At 33.0% G+C, this 20,039-nt stretch carries 11 protein-coding genes, 1 tRNA gene and 1 CRISPR repeat array (1 of these 13 running past the window's edge); of the genes, 5 read left to right on the top strand and 7 right to left on the bottom strand.

The window, feature by feature from the left end:
• Window positions 1-4 precede the first annotated feature (4 nt).
• The gene (locus LNP19_RS12965; RefSeq protein WP_230062332.1) at window positions 5-1,792 is read right to left on the bottom strand and encodes an ABC transporter ATP-binding protein; all 1,788 of its coding nucleotides are present in this window, start codon (window positions 1,790-1,792) and stop codon (window positions 5-7) included.
• Window positions 1,793-2,002: 210 nt separating this feature from the next.
• On the opposite strand from LNP19_RS12965, the gene LNP19_RS12960 reads away from it, so the two are divergent.
• Window positions 2,003-2,077, top strand: a tRNA-Val gene (locus tag LNP19_RS12960).
• A 112-nt stretch (window positions 2,078-2,189) separates the two neighbouring features.
• On the opposite strand, the gene LNP19_RS12955 is transcribed toward LNP19_RS12960, so the two are convergent.
• From LNP19_RS12955 to LNP19_RS12930, 6 genes are all read right to left on the bottom strand, one after another.
• Window positions 2,190-3,143, bottom strand: a complete 954-nt coding sequence (locus LNP19_RS12955; protein WP_428979056.1) for an ISAon1 family transposase — start codon at window positions 3,141-3,143, stop codon at window positions 2,190-2,192.
• Between the two features lie 22 nt (window positions 3,144-3,165).
• Window positions 3,166-3,486 carry an ISAon1 family transposase N-terminal region protein gene (locus tag LNP19_RS12950; protein WP_230061469.1) on the bottom strand — a complete coding sequence of 107 codons (321 nt, stop codon included), beginning with the start codon at window positions 3,484-3,486 and terminating at the stop codon, window positions 3,166-3,168.
• Between the two features lie 693 nt (window positions 3,487-4,179).
• Window positions 4,180-4,725, bottom strand: coding sequence for a GNAT family N-acetyltransferase (locus LNP19_RS12945; RefSeq protein ID WP_230062330.1), 546 nt, complete (start codon window positions 4,723-4,725; stop codon window positions 4,180-4,182).
• An 82-nt stretch (window positions 4,726-4,807) separates the two neighbouring features.
• Window positions 4,808-5,155 carry a DUF3024 domain-containing protein gene (locus LNP19_RS12940; RefSeq protein ID WP_230062329.1) on the bottom strand — a complete coding sequence of 116 codons (348 nt, stop codon included), beginning with the start codon at window positions 5,153-5,155 and terminating at the stop codon, window positions 4,808-4,810.
• 1,568 nt (window positions 5,156-6,723) lie between these two features.
• The gene (locus LNP19_RS12935; RefSeq protein WP_230062328.1) at window positions 6,724-7,566 is read right to left on the bottom strand and encodes a hypothetical protein; all 843 of its coding nucleotides are present in this window, start codon (window positions 7,564-7,566) and stop codon (window positions 6,724-6,726) included.
• A gap of 11 nt (window positions 7,567-7,577) precedes the next feature.
• The gene (locus LNP19_RS12930; RefSeq protein ID WP_230062327.1) at window positions 7,578-8,429 is read right to left on the bottom strand and encodes a hypothetical protein; all 852 of its coding nucleotides are present in this window, start codon (window positions 8,427-8,429) and stop codon (window positions 7,578-7,580) included.
• A gap of 261 nt (window positions 8,430-8,690) precedes the next feature.
• Here LNP19_RS12930 and LNP19_RS12925 point away from each other — a divergent pair, with 261 nt between their 5' ends.
• From LNP19_RS12925 to cas2, 4 genes are all read left to right on the top strand, one after another.
• Window positions 8,691-9,086, top strand: coding sequence for a helix-turn-helix transcriptional regulator (locus LNP19_RS12925; protein ID WP_230062326.1), 396 nt, complete (start codon window positions 8,691-8,693; stop codon window positions 9,084-9,086).
• Between the two features lie 591 nt (window positions 9,087-9,677).
• Entirely contained in the window at window positions 9,678-13,940 is a 4,263-nt protein-coding gene (cas9, locus tag LNP19_RS12920; RefSeq protein ID WP_230062325.1) for a type II CRISPR RNA-guided endonuclease Cas9, read from the top strand.
• A 410-nt stretch (window positions 13,941-14,350) separates the two neighbouring features.
• Window positions 14,351-15,262, top strand: a complete 912-nt coding sequence (cas1, locus tag LNP19_RS12915; protein ID WP_230062324.1) for a type II CRISPR-associated endonuclease Cas1 — start codon at window positions 14,351-14,353, stop codon at window positions 15,260-15,262.
• On the top strand, window positions 15,255-15,602 hold the full coding sequence (gene cas2, locus LNP19_RS12910) for a CRISPR-associated endonuclease Cas2 (RefSeq protein WP_230062323.1): 348 nt from the start codon (window positions 15,255-15,257) through the stop codon (window positions 15,600-15,602). The genes cas1 and cas2 overlap by 8 nt, the downstream gene beginning before the upstream one ends.
• Before the next feature lie 126 nt (window positions 15,603-15,728).
• A CRISPR array of direct repeats spans window positions 15,729-20,039; the repeat unit is 46 nt; unit sequence GTTGGGAATTATAAGCTAAAATACAATTTTGAAAGCAATTCACAAC; it runs 750 nt beyond the window's last position.

The raw sequence follows: 20,039 nt of genomic DNA, 5'->3' as shown, positions 1-20,039 counted from the left end.
AATCTTAAGAATTACTGAACTGTAGGTTGCTTAAATTTTTATAAATACCGTTTTCCAAAGCAATTAATTCCTGATGCGTTCCCTGTTCCGTAATTTCGCCTTTATCAAGAACCAGAATTTGATCGGCGCTACGAATGGTAGAAAGACGGTGAGCAATAATGATACTCGTTCTGCCTTCCATCAAAATCTCTAAGGCTTCCTGAACCAGTTTTTCGCTTTCACTGTCTAAAGACGAAGTGGCTTCATCCAGAATCAAAATGCTTGGATTTTTAAGCAAAGCACGGGCAATAGCAATACGCTGTCTTTGACCTCCAGATAATTTGATCCCTCTTTCTCCTACAACGGTTTCAAATTTTTCAGGGAAACTTTCGATAAAGTTAAAAGCATTGGCTTGTTTTGCTGCCGTTAAGATTTCTTCTTCTGTAGCATCGGGTTTTCCGTAAGCGATATTCTCTTTTATGGTTCCGCCAAATAAAATAACATCTTGCGGAACAATGCTCATGTTGCCACGAAGATTCTCCAAATCAAAATCGTAAATGTTTTTTCCGTCTACTAATATTTCACCACCTTCTATATCATAAAAGCGCAATAATAAAGAAGCGATAGTCGATTTTCCAACACCGCTTGGTCCAACAATAGCAATCTTTTGTCCAAAATTAGCAGTGAAATTGACATTTTTTAAAACTTTAATTTCTTTTCTGGAAGGATAGCTGAAGGCCACATTCTTGAAGCTGACATTCCCTTGTATTTTTTCTAGAGAAGTTGTGTTAGGACTTGCGCTGATTTTTTCTGGTTTTTCTTCCAATAGTTCGAAAACACGTTCCGTAGCACCAATTGCTTTTTGAACTTGGGCATACAACTCCGCAATCCCGCCCGAAGAGGCGCCTACATAGCTGGAGTACAATATGAAGGTAAACAATTCGCCCACGGTGATTTCGCCTGCAATACTCAGCTGAACACCGTACCAAACCACTGCTACAATAGTTCCAAATAAACAAATGATTATAAAGGATGCAAAATAACCCCTGAGTTGTCCTCCTTTGATTGCCACTTTGACTACTTCTTTAATTTTATCTTTGTAACGCGCTATTTCGTACCATTCATTGGCGAAAGCCTTTACAATGCTTATTCCTTGCATGGTTTCTTCAACTACAACCTGACTTTCGGCAACCTGATCTTGCACTTTTTTAGAATATTTTCTAATAAAACGACCAAAGAAAACAGCTGCCACTCCCACTAGAGGTACTACCGAAATCATCATGATGGTCAATTTAACATTGATACTGGCCAGCATAATGAAACTTCCAATAATGAGTATAAACTGGCGCAGGAATTCGGCTATTGTAGTGGTTAAGGTATCCTGAATCTGGGTGATGTCATTGCTGATTCTACTGTTTAGTTCTCCAACCCGTTTTTGAGAGAAGAATGTCATCGGCAGTTTTACCAGATTGGTATACAATGCTAATCGAACATTAGCTAGGGTATTTTCGGTAAAATTAACAAACAAAGACAACCTGAAAAAAGAAAAAACGGATTGTAAAATTAAAACTAGTCCTAGTCCCAGTGCAATTTGATTCGCTAGCTGACTGTCTTTTTTATTGACACAATCCACTAACATTCCCATGAATTTAGGGAAAGCCAATGCGGTAACACTGGTGAGTAATAAAAAGATCAGACCTACATAGAATTTCCAACTATTATTGCCTGCATATCTAAAAATGATTTTTGCTTTATTGAGAGAACTTGCTGTAATTTTTGATTTTGGTAAATCGTTTTCTTTGAACCTTGCCATTATTTGATGTTTATGCTGCAAATGTACTACTATAAGCATGGATTACAAAAAACATTCTTAGGGAATGTTTTCTTAAACAGCTGTTAATGAGTGGTAAGGGTTTTCAGGGTGAAATTTTATTAATTTATTTTAATTTTTTGCTTGCAAATACCAAATCTAGCTGTATATTTGCACTCGCAATAAGGAAATGAAAATAACCCGAATGCATTAGGGCGATTAGCTCAGCTGGTTCAGAGCACCTCGTTTACACCGAGGGGGTCGGGGGTTCGAACCCCTCATCGCCCACAAAACTCCAATAGAAATATTGGAGTTTTTTTTTGTTTTATACTTTAGCCTTTTTTTGGATCAATGCGACAAGCTGTGAAATTTAAAAGGATCATGCGCAAAAGTTGGGGGATTAGGCAAAAAGATTAGATAATCTGAACAAGAAGAAATCTATTTTCCTTACTCCTCTAAACTGACTTCTAAAGGCTTTTATTTTTGCATTGAAAGATTCAGCAGAAGCATTGGTACTTCTATTATCAAAGTAGTTTAAGATTGACCGGTAATTGAAAGTTATAGTATTGAGTAGAATATTGAAGTTTTTAAAACCAGATTCCTCTACATTCCTATACCAATGTGCTAGTTTAGTCATCGCAATGTGCTTGTCATTGTTGCTATTGTAGATACCTCGAAGTTGTTGGCTTAGATAATAGGCTGTTTTTATATCTGGATATAGTCCAAATAATAATTGAGCTCTTTCATTTTGATTCTCAGTCCATTTTTCGCGAGATTTATAAAGTGCATATCGACTCCTGGCTAATAGCTGTTTTACAGAGTCACCGTTAGCTAAGAGCTCCGGAATATAGGTTTGATTCTCTCTTTTGGCTTTCAATATCAATTGATTCTCAAAATCCATAGCCTCCCATCGATGTTTAATCCTAATCTCTTGTAAGGCTTCCAGTGCCAGTTTTTGGACATGAAATCTATCTGTTACCTGTGTGGCTTTAGGGAAACATCTTTTAGAGATCAATTTCATAGAATTAGCCATGTCAAGTGTTATTTCTTTGACACAGCTTCTCTTCTTGTAATCAATCTTTCTGATATGTTCTATGACTTTATCTGCCTTTGTTCCAGCAACAATGGCAACTAAGGAACCTTTTTTACCTTTGAACTTCTTGTTGGTTACAATAGTATAAAGTTCACCCTGAGACAAAGCTACTTCGTCAATTGATAAATGGGTGCCCATATTTTCAGGGTAAACAATCCATTGATGTGCATGTTCTCGTGGAGCCCAAGCATTAAAGGAACTCAGGTGTTTTTTATATTGTCGTTGGAGTTTCTTTCCGTTGACTCCGAAGAAACCACCAATGGTGTGACAATCAGTAGCACTCTTATCTATTAATTTCTTTTAAAAAAGCCGCAAACTCTTGAGTCATGCGGGTTCCTTTAGCAACTAAATTCCAATCTCTTTTAAGAATTTCGCCTGTTGTCTTATTTGTCCAGCGACGTCTTTTTATATGTAGATATACATATTTACCTCTGAGAGGGAAATCCTGAATGGTTATCTCATCCTGAAAGCCCTTTGATACTAGTTCCAGTGTATCAAATTCTTTTGGAGGCTTGGCATTCTCTTCAAAATATAGGTGTACTATTTCTTCTGTGTTAGTAGAAGAAACCACTTCAAAGTGATCTACTAAAAAGTCAGGTAACATGAATTTTAAAAGGTCTATTGGGGGCATCTCTCATTCTTAAGATTGCAAATCTCTCAATTTATTTTGACATTCCCCCCCAGGTTTTGGGATTGATCCAACAAGGATCAATGCGAAAAGCTGTGAAATTTAAAAAATTATGCATCAATCGTAGTTAGCCTAAAAAGGAAAAATTCAATATTGCTCACTCCTCTGAATTTTGATCTAAATGCTGCTGTTTTTCTAATTAGGCCTAGTGGTTTTTTGTAGGAATTCGATAAGTGTTTTTTGGTGCTTAATTTGGCTCTTTTTTAGTGTTTTAATGCTGCTTTCTAGTTTTGATACTCTAGTCATACACTATCCATGCATTATCCATACACTATCCATGCTTTATCCATGCACTATCTGTTAGCTGATTTTAGGTTGTTTTTTGACCTAAAAGCTTAAATTTAGATGTTTTTTCTTATGATTTAAGGTTTTCTGAAAGATTAGCTTATTGTGGCTTAGCAAGCTCAATTTGTCCTACAAAAATGGACAATTGATGGTGTTACTACCGATCAAATTCAAAAGCTATTGCGGGGTAAAAATCAAGCTTCAAAAGTAGTTGATCAGTCGTAGACGAAATTGATGGCTTTGGAGGTGAACTCCGTTTGTTACTTTTCATTTGGTTTTGATGCATTCAAGTATTTGAGGGGTGCACTTTGTTTATTCAATTTACTACTTTGGCTTTTTATTTTCCCAGGTTGTCTTTTTCAATTCAAACCAATCTGTTGGGTCGCCTTCATAATCAAAAGTTTCTTGAAAGTCAAAGCCTAATTTAGTCAACACCTTTTTTGAATTTACATTTTTAGGATCAGTTATTGCAAAAATTCGGTTGGTGTTCAAATTTTTAAAACCATAGTCTAGTATTGCGATTGCAGATTCAGTTGCAAAACCTTTTCCCCAATGTTTTTTCTTAAATCTATAACCAAGTTCGTAAAAATCAGTATGATTGTTTAAAGGCTGGTTAAAGTACTTCAATCCTGACCAACCAACACATTCATTTGTCAATTTGTCAACTACAGCCCAACGCGCAATTCCATTTTCTTTGTATTGGATTTTAAGCATTTCAATGACTTTTGTTATTTGGTCAATTGATTTTACAGGATTGTTTTCGATATACAAATGCACTTCTGGGTCAGAGTCCATTTCGAATAAATCATTTTGGTCTCTATATTCTAATTCTCTTAAAATAAGCCGTTCTGTTTCTATTACAATTCCCATTTGCCAGTCGTTTTATATTTGTTTGTTTCGTTCTTTGAGTTTCTACAATTAGGTTTAGGCCTTAGTTGTAATGTAGTAACTTTTAACCCCAAAAGCAGCCCAATTTATCTTCTTCAACAATTTTCACAAATTCTTTTAGGTTGTTTACTTTTTCTTTTGGCTTATAGCTATGCCATTTAAAATCGGACATAAACCAAAAAATTTTCCATTGATTCTCTTTTTTGACGAATGTGGCTTTTGCAATGTTGTACTCCCTTTTTTCTTGAGGATTTTTCCAATCTGGACGAATTTCAAAAAGGATGACACTTTGATTTTCAACTTTGTAGTTAATATCCAGTTTGCTTTTAATGTCTTCTGATGGTCGGATTTTGATCAGGAAGCTTTCCATTATTTCTATAATCTCGATTTGGTTTTCAAATTGTAATGCCATTTGTAGTTAAATTATGGTTTTGATTATTTTCCAGATGCTGCAATTGCTTAGGGACAAGTTAGTCTATAAAATAACCTTCATTGTAATAGCTCCAAATATAGCAAAATAACGGTATAAAAAGAGGGTTATTCTTGTTTTAAGAAGAAAATACATCACTGGAATTCGCCGTCAACAAATGCGTTTTTCAAGTTTAGAATACGCAATACCTACATTCAGTTTTAAAAACATTCACGTAAACAGTCAGCAGACTTTTATTATTCTTACCGCTTTTAAGAACAAAAAAAACGCAAAGGTCATGAGGCATTTGCGTAGCGTAGAGACGAACACTTCTTGGATCGAGGGTCAGGAGACCTCGAATTGCGGGGGCTGGGAGAAATGCTGGTACAGGACGGAGAATGTACGAAGGCGGGAGACTTCGCACAGCTTGGTGTTTCTCATCGGTACGAGTTGGGAGACTTCGCACAGCATTGTTTTTCTTTGAATATATTTTTACTTTTTCCCTTGATGGAAAAAGTAACAAAAAGATCAAGCCTGATCCCGATATCTATCGGGATTAAAAACTTAAAAACTACCTCAAAACTATGTTCCGCAGCCCGAGCCGTTCGCCTTTCAGGCTCAACTCGCGGACTGCTGCCACGTCGTTTTTTCGTTGTTTTTCTATGTTTTAATTTAAGGGCGGGGTGAGAAGTTGTGAGATTTGAGTTATGAGTTGTGAGATGGTTGAGTTCTTTGAAGGCTGCGCTCGGGTTAGGTATTCTTCAAACATTTGACGCTCGACTGCGGAAGCTAAGGACAATTGAATCCCAGAAATAACAGCAATTTGAATTTAATTGAGTAGAAGTATAAAAGGTCATTTAATATTGCTACCATTGATGTTTTTGTTAAAAGAAAAAATTAAGGTTACCAATTTTCTTTTTTGCTTGATCAAAAAAGAAACAAAAAAATCAAGTCTGAGCTTCCTCGTCGGTCAAATTAGTTTTTGAATCCTAAAAGAAAAGAACTCGCTTCGCTCAAACAGCTTTTCTTTTTACGTATTCTTCAAACATTTGACGCTCGACTGCGGAAGCTAAGGACAATTGAATCCCGGAAATAACAGCAATTTGAATTTAATTGAGTAGAAGTATAAAAGGTCATTTAATATTGCTACCATTGATGTTTTTGTTAAAAGAAAAAATTAAGGTTACCAATTTTCTTTTTTAGCTCGCTTAATTTTTGTTTTTTTTAGCGGTGCTCACTGACCCAAGCCTGAAAGGCGAACAGATGAAATAATCTTCGATTTGTCTTGATCAAAAAAGAAACAAAAAAATCAAGCCTGAATATTTTTATCCCGAAAATCTCGGGAATATTTATCTCACTAATCCCTTATTGTTATTGGTGTTCGATGAAGCTCACTTCGTTTCGGTTTCGCTATCGCGACCCCAGCCGCTCGTGTTTCACACTCGACTCGGGGGGCACTCCCGGCGGCCAACGCTTAAAATTCTCCCGTGATTTTATAATTAAAAATAGTAGGGCGATACTAAAATAGAAGGCCTGATTTTTTATCTTTACTTTTTTAGCTCACTTACCTTTTAATTGACACTCACTAAATCTTCTAATTTTATTTTTACTCTTTTTATATATTTATCGAATACTCTCCTGACCTCTTCCTTAAGTATTGCTAATTTTTCATAAGCTATATCGATAGTTTCTTTAGTAATTGGCTCTATTTCTTTGTTACATTGAATTGCTGTACGGGCTTCATCTAATTGCTTTAAAACAAACCACTCTTCTTTTTTTTCGGGGTCAAATGTATTAGCCAGCACAATGGAAAACTTACGAAGATATTCTTCCTGCTCTTCAAGACTTTCTGTACCTGTATAATCTCCTGCCAAAAACCAAGAAATATTTATAAACAAGTATCGAAATTGCTGATGCATATTATATGCAGCAGATAAATGTCTTCCATCGGTATTGTAGTATTTCAAATCCCGACCAATAATATTAATTTCCAAATTGTGTCTCTTAAATCTTTTCGTGACCTTCTTTATCAATTTTTCAGGTTTTATTTTTTTGAAATCAACTACACTCGTGAAATTAGAAGCGCTATATAGGAGTTGACTATCATCGCAATTCATAATAGCATAAAGATTACCTTCTTCTAGTTCTGCTTTTAACCATGCTTCATCATAAAAGGAAAACGAAAATTCAGGGTAGGACTTCATAATTTTCCATGAAAAATCATAAATCTCCTCGTAATAATGCGGATTGGATTTACTTACAAGAACCGTAATAATACCATTATTAGACGGCTCTTCCAAGTGCTTTGAAAAATAAATCGCATCGATTTTGATGAACGCCCTCAGTAGCTTAATTACCTTTTTTAATGGATCATATTCTGGACAATCTTGCTGAGTTAAAATATTGTGATACATAATGTTTTTTTTTAAGTTTCTTTAATATACAGATCTCCTAAACGCTCTAATTCGGATGCTATCAATTCGCTGGCTCTTTTGTGGAAAAGATTGCTTCTCTTTTCTAAAACCTCAGTATCTAGTCTACATGATAATTTTGGATTTGCCCAGCGAAGTTCGCTTGGATGTGCTTTTAATAACTTAAATAACCTTTTGTCTTCAGGAGAAGTTCGTGGAAATATATCCGAGGTTAGTGGTGTGACTATTTCACAGAGTTCAAACAAATAAGGCAATGAAAAATGATCAGGACGATAACCCAAGAATACATCTATAAGTCCAAGGCAGGTCTGTTCTACAGCTATATGTATCATGGATTCCTGAACAAATCCGTAATCGGTATAGTCAGTATGAGCTAAGTTTCCTAGGAAAGTTTCTGCAACTGTATTTCTGTTTTTCCAATGGGAATGGATGGACTTTATGTTGCGTTTTGGAGTTTCATCAAAAGGGATGTTTGGAGGTACGGTTACATTTTCGTAAACTTTATATCCTTTGGTTAAAACCTGATGATAGAAGTATAATTGATGTGGGGTGAAATTCCGTACTGATGTTGCTTTGTGCAGCAACAAAGTAACGGTATAACGACCTCCTAATTTGATCTTTATAGTATGACTAATATCTGCTATGGCATTGATTACATATTCATTGGTAAAAACCAACAAATAGAAATGCGTACGCTTTTGCTGAACAGAAGCTGTAGCTTGAAATGGATTTTGAACGGTTTGACTTTGCCTTTTTTCTCCGAAACAGTAAATACCACTTGTACTAATACTCTCCTTAATGATATTGCTTATCATTTGTAATCCTGTGTTATCAATTGTACTCATAATTTTAATTTTTTAATTGATACTTGTTTGAAAATTTGATTTTTGTTTAATACCCTGCCAAAAAAATTAATTGTGAAGGATATTTTATTCTTTTTCATATGTAGATAATGTTAGTATTTATTAGAAAAATTGTATTTTTGTTTAGGTCATAGCAAGTTCCGAACAGTTCCAGCCGTACCCAACCAATTGGTATTGTATTACACAATTCATCATTAGTATTTTACCAATAAAAATTTCGCAACGATTTAATACCTTTGAATTATGAACACAGCAACAAAACCAAAACATATTGGCAGAAATATCAGCCGAATCAGGGAATTACGCGAGATGAAGCAAGAAGCATTGGCAATTGCATTAGGTGTGAGTCAGCAAACGGTTTCTAATATGGAAAATAGTGAAACTATTGAAGATGAAAAATTACTTGAAGTTGCAAAAGTTCTTGGAGTTACATCTGAAGCTATAAAGAATTTCTCCGAGGAAAGTGTTTTCAATTTCTTCAATAACTTTTATGATAACAGTGCCAGTAATGGACAAGGTGCTTTTGGTCCGGTTTATAATTTTAATCCTATTGATAAACTTGTGGAGCTTTATGAACGATTAGTTCAGGCTGAAAAAGATAAAATAGCTTATTTAGAGAAGTTGTTGAAGGATAAATAATTTACAAAAGACATAATTAATTATAAAAGAGACTTTCTAGGTCTCTTTTTTGTTTTTAGTATTTTAGGATAATTTACTTTTTTTGATTGCTGTATATTGAAGTTATGATGTGCCATCAATTTTTTCAAATGATTCACAAAAAAACTCTTCCTGAAAGTAGTCAGAATTTTGTGAATTTAAAATAACATTGATTAGAAAAAGTAATCTTCCTGATGTAAAATATAATAATCGCTTGCAATTTTTTTTGAGATTTATAAAAATTCGTAGGAATAATATGTTATATTTAACATATCGAATAAAAAAAATCCCACGGAGTACGCAGGATTTAAGAATTTCTTCGGCTTATAGCCTTATTGTGAATTGCTTTCAAGTTACAAATATATAAAAAATCAATTCACAACACATACATTATTTAAAATATAGTTATGTAAAAAAGGCTAAGTCGAAAAAACCAGAAATTAGTTTTGGAAGCTAACTTCAACACATCATGCATTATATGTTTTTACCTTTCTAAATCAAAGATATAAATACTTTTTTATAATGTATGTAGAACCTTAATTTATTTTTATATTTGAATTAAAATATTAAGTTATGAGCAAAACAATCGGAATCGATCTAGGCACCAATTCAGTTGGTTGGTGTATCAGAAATACTTCTATGGATGACAACCAAATAACTGATTATGGGGTTTTGACTTTTGACAAAGGGGTTGCTTCTGAAAAGGGAAATGAGTTCCCTAAAGTTCAAAAACGTACCGAAAGTAGAGGAAAAAGGAGAAATTATCAGGCAGAGAAGTACAGAAAATGGAAGTTACTGGAATATCTTATTGAAAAAGAACTTTGTCCCTTATCCATAGAAGATTTAGATAAATGGCGAAAGTATGAAAAAGGGGGGAGACGTGAATATCCTCAATCCAATAGATTTATCCAGTGGTTGCGTTTTGACTTTAATGGAGATGGAAAACCTGATTTTCATTTGTTCGAAAAGGATGATACTGAAAGCTACTATGTTTTTAGGGCTTCTATAATTGAAGAGAAACACAAGCGTGTATTTCAAAACAATCCTCATGTTTTAGGAAGAGTTTTATATCAATTAGTACAAAGGCGAGGCTTTAGAGGAAGAGATGAAGAGGAAGCTAAAACGATGCTAAATGGCAGTGAAAAAACAGGAACACAAGGCAGAAATGTTATTGCAGATTATATCATTGAACATAAAACATTAGGAGCCGCTTTATTTTATTATCAAAAAGAAAATGGAGGCAGAATACGTCAGCGATATAATTTAAGAAGGGATTATGAAGACGAACTTAAGGAGATTTGCAAAATTCATAATATTATAGAAAAAGATTACCAACTTTTGTGGAAAGCGATTATCTGGCAGAGACCTTTAAGAACTCAGAAAGGACTTGTTGGGATTTGTATTTACGAAAAAAATAAAAAAAGAGCTCCAATAAGCCATCCCTTGTATGAAGAATATAGGACTTGGGTTTTTATCAATAATTTAAAAATTGAAGTCCCTGAAGGGATGGATAGAAATATATATTTGAAAGAAAAAATCTATCCTATTTTTTATAAATCCTCTAATGAGTTTGAATTAAGTTCAATTTTAAAACAATTAGCAAAGGATGGAGCTGTTATAAACTCCAAATTTCATTCAAAAACTAAAATTATTTCTGCTAAGTTGTTAAAATCTTTTGATGATATTTTAGGAGAAGATTGGAAAGAAAAATTCCAATGGAAATCCATTCATAACAGGGAATCTCAACCTAAAAAGAAAACAGACAACAAATTTACTTTTGAAGACATTTGGCATGTTTTAAATACATTTGATGGACAAGAAAACCTTCAAAAATTTGCATTAGAAAAATTAAATTTAGATGAAGAAAAAGCAACTAAATTTTCTAAAATAAAATTAAACCAAGGATACGCAACTTTGAGCTTATCCGCTATCAAAAAAGTTTTACCATTTCTTCAGAAAGGTTTTTTATATAGTCACGCCATATATTTGGCGAATTTATATAAAGTTTTAGGTTCGGAAGAAATTACGGAAGGATTGTCTCTCTACTTTGCCGATGAAGTTGATAAAATAATAAGAAACAACAAAGATCAAAAAACATTAAATGATATAGTAAACAATCTTATTCAAACTGAATTAAACGAAGAACACCGGTATTCAATAGAAGTCGACAGAGGACTTGACTCCTCTGAATTAAAAAGAATAAACAATAAGATTATAGAAGTCATTGGAGAAAAGACGTGGAATGATTTTGAAAATGATAGGAAATTAGAAACTACAAACTATATATACAATAAGTTTAAAGAGTTTTTAAGAAAATCCGTCCTATCAAAAAAGAATATATTTGTAGAGCAACCCCGTTTACACAACCAAATATTTGAATTTTTACAAGACACATACGATATCCCTCTCGAAAGAAAAAAATATTTATGGCATCCGTCTGAACAAGAAAACTATGCCGCTGCATCAGAATATCAAGAATACAAAATAAAGGATAATAGTATTTTTTTAACAGAAAATAAAATTCAACAATTTTTACAGAGAAATCCAAATGCGGAATATCAAGGTCGCTCATTGAAGTTATTGGGAAGCCCTGAACCAATTAGCAAAGGTTTTAAAAATCCTATGGCATTAAAATCGCTCCAGAAACTCAAACAATTATTAAATTACTTATTACAAACGGACAAAATAAATGATGATACTCGTGTAGTTATAGAAATCGCTCGTGAATTAAACGACGCCAATAAAAGAAAAGCTATTGAAAGATGGAATAACGAAAGAGAAAAAGAAAATGAAGTTTTTAGAAAAAAGATTAGAGAAATCAACGAAGAATGCAAAACGACTTTTGATGAGAACGATAAAACTTTACTAAAAAAAATCAGACTTTGGGAAGAGCAAGCCAGAAAGTGCCTTTATACAGGAAAAACGATTAATAGTTCCGATATTTTTAATGGAAGTTATTATGATATAGAGCATACTGTACCTGCAAGTATTTCATTTGATAGTGAATTGAAAAACCTAACTTTAACAGATACAAACTTCAATAGAATAGTAAAAGGAAAACTCTTTCCAACGCAACTTTCAAATTATAATACAGAAGCAATTATTAACGGTAAAAGCTATAATCCAATCATAAAAAATATCGAAATTATTTTTGGTAAAAGGACAGTAACCATTAAGAAGATTAAAGGAAAAGAAGTTGAATCAGTTGAATGGAAAAAGATTGAAGAATTGCAAAATTCATATGATGAATGGAAGAAAAAAGCATCATACGCATCAACTAAAGATGTAAAGGATGCTTGTATCCAACGTTATCACATGATTAAATTTGATTTGGATTATTTAAAATCCAAATTACACACTTTTACATTAGAAGAATACAAATCTGGTTGGAAAAATAGTCAATTGAGAGACACTCAAATTATAACGAAATACGCATTACCGTATCTAAAAACGGTATTTAAAAAGGTCGCTGTAGAAAAAGCAGAAGTTGTAAATTGTTTTAAAGAGATTTATGAAATCAAGCTACCTTTTGCAAAGAAAAATCGAAATGTACATAGTCACCATGCAATTGATGCCGCAATTTTAACTTTAATTCCACCATATTACGAAAGAGATAAAATTTTACAGAAATACAATGATGAAAAAGATAGAAAAACTGGCAAAATTTATCATGAAAAACCGAAAGATTGGGAAAATTTTTCAGCCTCTAAAGTTTTATTTATCGAGAAAGAAATTTTGATAAACAACCTTTCAGAAAATAAAACCTCATTATCGACATATAAAAAAGTCAGAAAAAAAGGAAAAATAGTATACTTAAAATATAAGGATAATCTGGGGGAATGGCATGACCGATTAGACAAAAATGGCAAAAAAACTCCAAAAATTGCTAAAGGAGATACGATTAGAGGTCAATTACACGGAGAATCCCTATACGGAGCTATAAAACAGCCATTGAGAGATCAGGACAATAAAATTTTATTTGATGAAAATAAAAAAATGATTCTACAAGATGAAACATTCGTAGTGATTCGTAAAGATTTGATTTATAAAAAGGATGCTAATTCGCCCGGCTTTAAAACATTGGAAGAAGTTGAAAAAATAATTGTGGATAATGCTTTGTTTGAAATGATAAAAAAACAAGTTAATGAATCTGATTTTAAAACCGCATTAGCAAATGGAGTTTGGATGTTTGATAAAAAAGGAAACATAGTCAATAAAATTCGTAGAATAAGATGTAAAGAAACCATTAAATATAGCACTGCCGTCAAAATTCATACTCATAGTTATAAATCCGACAAAACATATAAGTTACAGACTTTGGCAAAAAACGGGGAAAACACGTTGTGTTTATTCTATAAAAATGAGAAAGCTAAGGTTATGAATATATTAAGCATCGGACATGTAGCAGCGTTAAAAATTAAAAACGAAAAAGAATATTTTGGAATTCCATTATACAATCAAATTGAAACTGGAAAGGGAAAAAGCAAATCAACAATTCCACTTTATGCTATATTAAAATCAGGGCAGAAAGTTTTGTTTTACAAGGAAAGCATAGAAGAATTGAAAGAGTTAATGAGAGAGAAAAAACATAAGCAACTACTTTCTGACAGAATGTATAAAATTTACCAGTTTGAAGGCGATGGTAGAATAAAATTTAAGCATCATTTGGCTGCTGGTGTTGATACCGATTTAAAAAAAGAAAACAAAGAATATGCATATTTTGATGTAAGCGAAAAACCAGTTTTTTTACGCTTAAGACAAGCTAATTGGAGTTTTGCAATCGAAGGAATCGATTTTGAAATGGAATTAGATGGGAGTATAGTGTTTAAATCTTAACTTGATAAAGTTCGGAATTACATTAAGAACCAAGAGGAGCATTATAGCAAACAATCATTTGAAAATGAATATAATGAATTTATTGACAGATATAAATTCAGAAAAGAATAGGATTGGGCTAAAGCCATATAGTATTGTCCTATTTTCTCCTGTAGCTAAAGCTGGAGGCAATTCAAAAGCTTGAGGCAATTCATAAAAATGATTATAACATAATATGAATAGGATTGGGCTTAAGCCCATTCCATTAATAAAAAAATAAAAATGGGGCGATTCAAAAAATAATTGCAATTCAAAATCAATAGGATTGGGCTTTGCCTCATTCAACAAAAAAAGAAATTGGGTGCAGAAGTCTTTAGCCAAAATATTTTGTGGGTCATTAAAAGTAATTATGGATTTTTAAATTAAAAAAAATGATTAAGAGAACCCTTTTCTTCGGTAATCCTGCTTATTTGAGCACCAAAAATGAACAAATAGTCATTTCTTATCCTGACAAGGAGCAAGAAACTAAGACGGTGGCTATTGAAGACATTGGTGTAATCGTATTAGAAAACCAGCAAATCACAATTACCAATGGTTTGCTGGAAAAACTCATTCACAACAACGTGGCGTTGATTAATTGTGACCATCAGCATTTGCCTATTGGATTGCTTATGCCGCTAGACGGACATACCGAACAAAGCGAACGGTTCAAAAATCAGATTAATGCATCTGCACCACTCAAAAAGAATTTGTGGCAACAAACCATTAGTGCCAAAATCATGAATCAGGCGGGATTACTCAAAGAAAAAGGCATCCCGATGCGAAAAATGGAACTTTGGGCAAAGGAGGTCACTTCTGGAGATGCACTCAATCACGAATCTAGGGCAGCGGTTTTTTATTGGCAAAGTCTGAGCCCGACTCTTTGTAAGGGTGAGGAAACTTTCAATAGGGGACAAAAAGGAGTTCCTCCCAACAATTTACTCAATTATGGTTATGCTATTTTGAGAGCCATTACGGCACGAGCTATCGTAAGCTCCGGAATGTTGCCCACGATGGGTATTTTTCACCGAAATAAATACAATGCCTATTGCTTAGCCGATGATATTATGGAACCTTATCGTCCTTATGTCGATTTAATTGTTTGTCACATCATGGAAACCGAAGATGTAGTTGACGAATTGACCATTGCCATGAAAAAACAGTTATTGAATATTGCCACCATCGATGTATTTATAGACGGAAAAAACAGTCCTTTGATGGTCGCCATGAGTAGAACCACGCATTCGTTGCAAGCCTGTTTCGAAGGTTCGGCAAGGAAAATTTTATACCCCATTTATGTATGATGATCATTACACCCGCTTAAATCAATATAGAAGTTTGTGGATATTAGTCTTTTTTGACCTGCCTACTGAAACCCGTAAGGAACGTAAAATAGCTTCTGGATTCCGGAAGAAGTTATTAGACGATGGGTTTTCCATGTTCCAATTCTCCATCTACATGCGTTTTTGTGCAAGCAGGGAAAATGCCGAAGTACACTCCAAAAGAATAAGAAACAGCCTGCCCGAACATGGCAAGATTGGTGTGATGCAAATAACTGATAAACAATTTGGGATGATGGAGCTTTTTTATGGAAAAAAGCAAGTCGAAACGGATAAACCCTCCCAACAATTGGAATTGTTCTAGTCAGAAGATTTAGGACAGGATTTTAAAAAAGCATAACTAACTGTAAAACAATATACAAACGCCACTTTTTTTAATTTCAAAACTAACCTATAACTACCAATATACCAGACAATTAAGTCGTGGTATGTTGGGAATTATAAGCTAAAATACAATTTTGAAAGCAATTCACAACTTTGGTTGCATTGTGGTTTATGGAGTTTATGTTGGGAATTATAAGCTAAAATACAATTTTGAAAGCAATTCACAACAAAAGAGCTGTTTAAGTTCATAAGAAGCATGTTGGGAATTATAAGCTAAAATACAATTTTGAAAGCAATTCACAACTGTTCGTTTCCTTGAAGCAAAAACAGCTCCGTTGGGAATTATAAGCTAAAATACAATTTTGAAAGCAATTCACAACTTGTGTATGATCAGCGTATTCTAAGCTTTAGTTGGGAATTATAAGCTAAAATACAATTTTGAAAGCAATTCACAACTCAATGGGTTTAAGTACTCAAAACCAAGAGGTTGGGAATTATAAGCTAAAATACAATTTTGAAAGCAATTCACAACAATAGTGTAGCTATAAGTATAAATAATACAGTTGGGAATTATAAGCTAAAATACAATTTTGAAAGCAATTCACAACATGCTGGTTTAGATCTTTCTACAACAATCGGTTGGGAATTATAAGCTAAAATACAATTTTGAAAGCAATTCACAACGAGTGTCTGAGGTGATTAATCTTTTAATCTGTTGGGAATTATAAGCTAAAATACAATTTTGAAAGCAATTCACAACAACCAACGCTTTCAAAAGCCAATTCTACACGTTGGGAATTATAAGCTAAAATACAATTTTGAAAGCAATTCACAACTAAATAGCACAAAACCTATTATGCTCTATGGTTGGGAATTATAAGCTAAAATACAATTTTGAAAGCAATTCACAACGGATCAACAGGTATGATGTTTTTAGCCAATGTTGGGAATTATAAGCTAAAATACAATTTTGAAAGCAATTCACAACTCATTTCCGTTTGCAGTTCAATGTGTTTGCGTTGGGAATTATAAGCTAAAATACAATTTTGAAAGCAATTCACAACACCAAGTTACCACTTCCGGATCCTGATACTGTTGGGAATTATAAGCTAAAATACAATTTTGAAAGCAATTCACAACTCCAGTAGCCAGCATTGCACCGGCGAAGCTGTTGGGAATTATAAGCTAAAATACAATTTTGAAAGCAATTCACAACACCATGTAGGAACTATTACAGTTACTACTGGTTGGGAATTATAAGCTAAAATACAATTTTGAAAGCAATTCACAACTGCACGTTATGGCCATATAGCACACAACAGGTTGGGAATTATAAGCTAAAATACAATTTTGAAAGCAATTCACAACTAAGAGTTTAACGAAGTATGAAAAACTTGAGTTGGGAATTATAAGCTAAAATACAATTTTGAAAGCAATTCACAACTGATGGAAGACAACTTTATATTAAAAATAAGTTGGGAATTATAAGCTAAAATACAATTTTGAAAGCAATTCACAACCAATAAAATCATTTGGTGTGGGCGTAGCTGGTTGGGAATTATAAGCTAAAATACAATTTTGAAAGCAATTCACAACAAACCTTTTGATAAGTTGACAAAGGATCAGGTTGGGAATTATAAGCTAAAATACAATTTTGAAAGCAATTCACAACCAGTAACAGACAATTTATAACGGTCCTGATGTTGGGAATTATAAGCTAAAATACAATTTTGAAAGCAATTCACAACTGCGGGTGCTCTATAAAGTCATTTAAGAAAGTTGGGAATTATAAGCTAAAATACAATTTTGAAAGCAATTCACAACCTAAATCATCATTTGATTTAAAAATTCAAAGTTGGGAATTATAAGCTAAAATACAATTTTGAAAGCAATTCACAACTCATCTGGTAAAGAGAAAAATAGGAGGTAAGTTGGGAATTATAAGCTAAAATACAATTTTGAAAGCAATTCACAACTAAATCTATATGGATTTACTAAATTCATTGTTGGGAATTATAAGCTAAAATACAATTTTGAAAGCAATTCACAACAATACAGAGATAGAATTTGTACCGCTAATAGTTGGGAATTATAAGCTAAAATACAATTTTGAAAGCAATTCACAACAAAGCAATTATTTTAGAATTGGGAAATTTTGTTGGGAATTATAAGCTAAAATACAATTTTGAAAGCAATTCACAACGTTAAGGTAGAACCTTTATACAATGTGTTTGTTGGGAATTATAAGCTAAAATACAATTTTGAAAGCAATTCACAACCAAAGAATTTTACAAACAATTAGCGGATGAGTTGGGAATTATAAGCTAAAATACAATTTTGAAAGCAATTCACAACAACAATATCACAAACGGGTACGTCCGCACCTGTTGGGAATTATAAGCTAAAATACAATTTTGAAAGCAATTCACAACATAGGATGAGGAGTATTAGTAGCCGTTTCAGTTGGGAATTATAAGCTAAAATACAATTTTGAAAGCAATTCACAACTCTAACCGCAATAACTATCCTGGACATCAAGTTGGGAATTATAAGCTAAAATACAATTTTGAAAGCAATTCACAACCATATAAACGAACATTATAAGTATCAGTTAGTTGGGAATTATAAGCTAAAATACAATTTTGAAAGCAATTCACAACCCGCTTACAGTAGATGTTGTGTTCGAGCCAGTTGGGAATTATAAGCTAAAATACAATTTTGAAAGCAATTCACAACCAAAAGAAGAGTGTATAGCCAACGCAAAACGTTGGGAATTATAAGCTAAAATACAATTTTGAAAGCAATTCACAACTGGTGTAAGCTTCGAATTTATTTTTATTTTGTTGGGAATTATAAGCTAAAATACAATTTTGAAAGCAATTCACAACGAGGTTTTGACGTTAATAAATAATCATAGAGTTGGGAATTATAAGCTAAAATACAATTTTGAAAGCAATTCACAACCATGATGGCGATTTGAAAGAAATTGGATTGGTTGGGAATTATAAGCTAAAATACAATTTTGAAAGCAATTCACAACAAAGAGCCAGATGCCCAATAAATCTCTCCGGTTGGGAATTATAAGCTAAAATACAATTTTGAAAGCAATTCACAACTAGATTCTTGCGTAAACATTATATTTATTAGTTGGGAATTATAAGCTAAAATACAATTTTGAAAGCAATTCACAACGCGGTGAAAGGAGTTCCAATCTGCGTATCGGTTGGGAATTATAAGCTAAAATACAATTTTGAAAGCAATTCACAACAGTTATCATAGATAAGTCCTATTTATATTTGTTGGGAATTATAAGCTAAAATACAATTTTGAAAGCAATTCACAACCGTTATCCTTTCAACAAAACACCTTATAGGTTGGGAATTATAAGCTAAAATACAATTTTGAAAGCAATTCACAACTTAACGATAGAGGTACATGGGATGCTTCTGGTTGGGAATTATAAGCTAAAATACAATTTTGAAAGCAATTCACAACAACGCTTACAGCTCTACGCCTTACTTGCCTGTTGGGAATTATAAGCTAAAATACAATTTTGAAAGCAATTCACAACAGTCTAAACCTTTGGTAGCAATCCACGTTTGTTGGGAATTATAAGCTAAAATACAATTTTGAAAGCAATTCACAACGTTAGAAGTTGGAAAATGGTATAAAAGACCGTTGGGAATTATAAGCTAAAATACAATTTTGAAAGCAATTCACAACTTAGGTAACAGTGTTTTGACCCAATCAGGTGTTGGGAATTATAAGCTAAAATACAATTTTGAAAGCAATTCACAACTAATATTCAATCTTAGTAATGCTGTCATTTGTTGGGAATTATAAGCTAAAATACAATTTTGAAAGCAATTCACAACTTATATCAGCACGCAACAACACATTGATATTGTTGGGAATTATAAGCTAAAATACAATTTTGAAAGCAATTCACAACATAGCTGTGGTTTCTACTTGCTGTATTCCAGTTGGGAATTATAAGCTAAAATACAATTTTGAAAGCAATTCACAACACCATACCTAAAATTCAAAGATAATCTTTTGTTGGGAATTATAAGCTAAAATACAATTTTGAAAGCAATTCACAACAAAAGGCTTTGCAGTCTTTAAATCCTGTTGGTTGGGAATTATAAGCTAAAATACAATTTTGAAAGCAATTCACAACTGGTTGAAAAGGCAACGAACATCATCATCTGTTGGGAATTATAAGCTAAAATACAATTTTGAAAGCAATTCACAACCTCAGCAAGATCTAAGTGGGTTGAAATTTTGTTGGGAATTATAAGCTAAAATACAATTTTGAAAGCAATTCACAACTCTAAGAAAAGCACAATAACCATGGAAAAGTTGGGAATTATAAGCTAAAATACAATTTTGAAAGCAATTCACAACCAACTGTTGA

It is taken from the genome of Flavobacterium acetivorans (assembly GCF_020911885.1).
Taxonomy (GTDB): Bacteria; Bacteroidota; Bacteroidia; order Flavobacteriales; family Flavobacteriaceae; genus Flavobacterium; species Flavobacterium acetivorans.
Note: the sequence above shows the minus strand (reverse complement) of the source record. Positions and strands in the feature narration are given on the sequence as shown.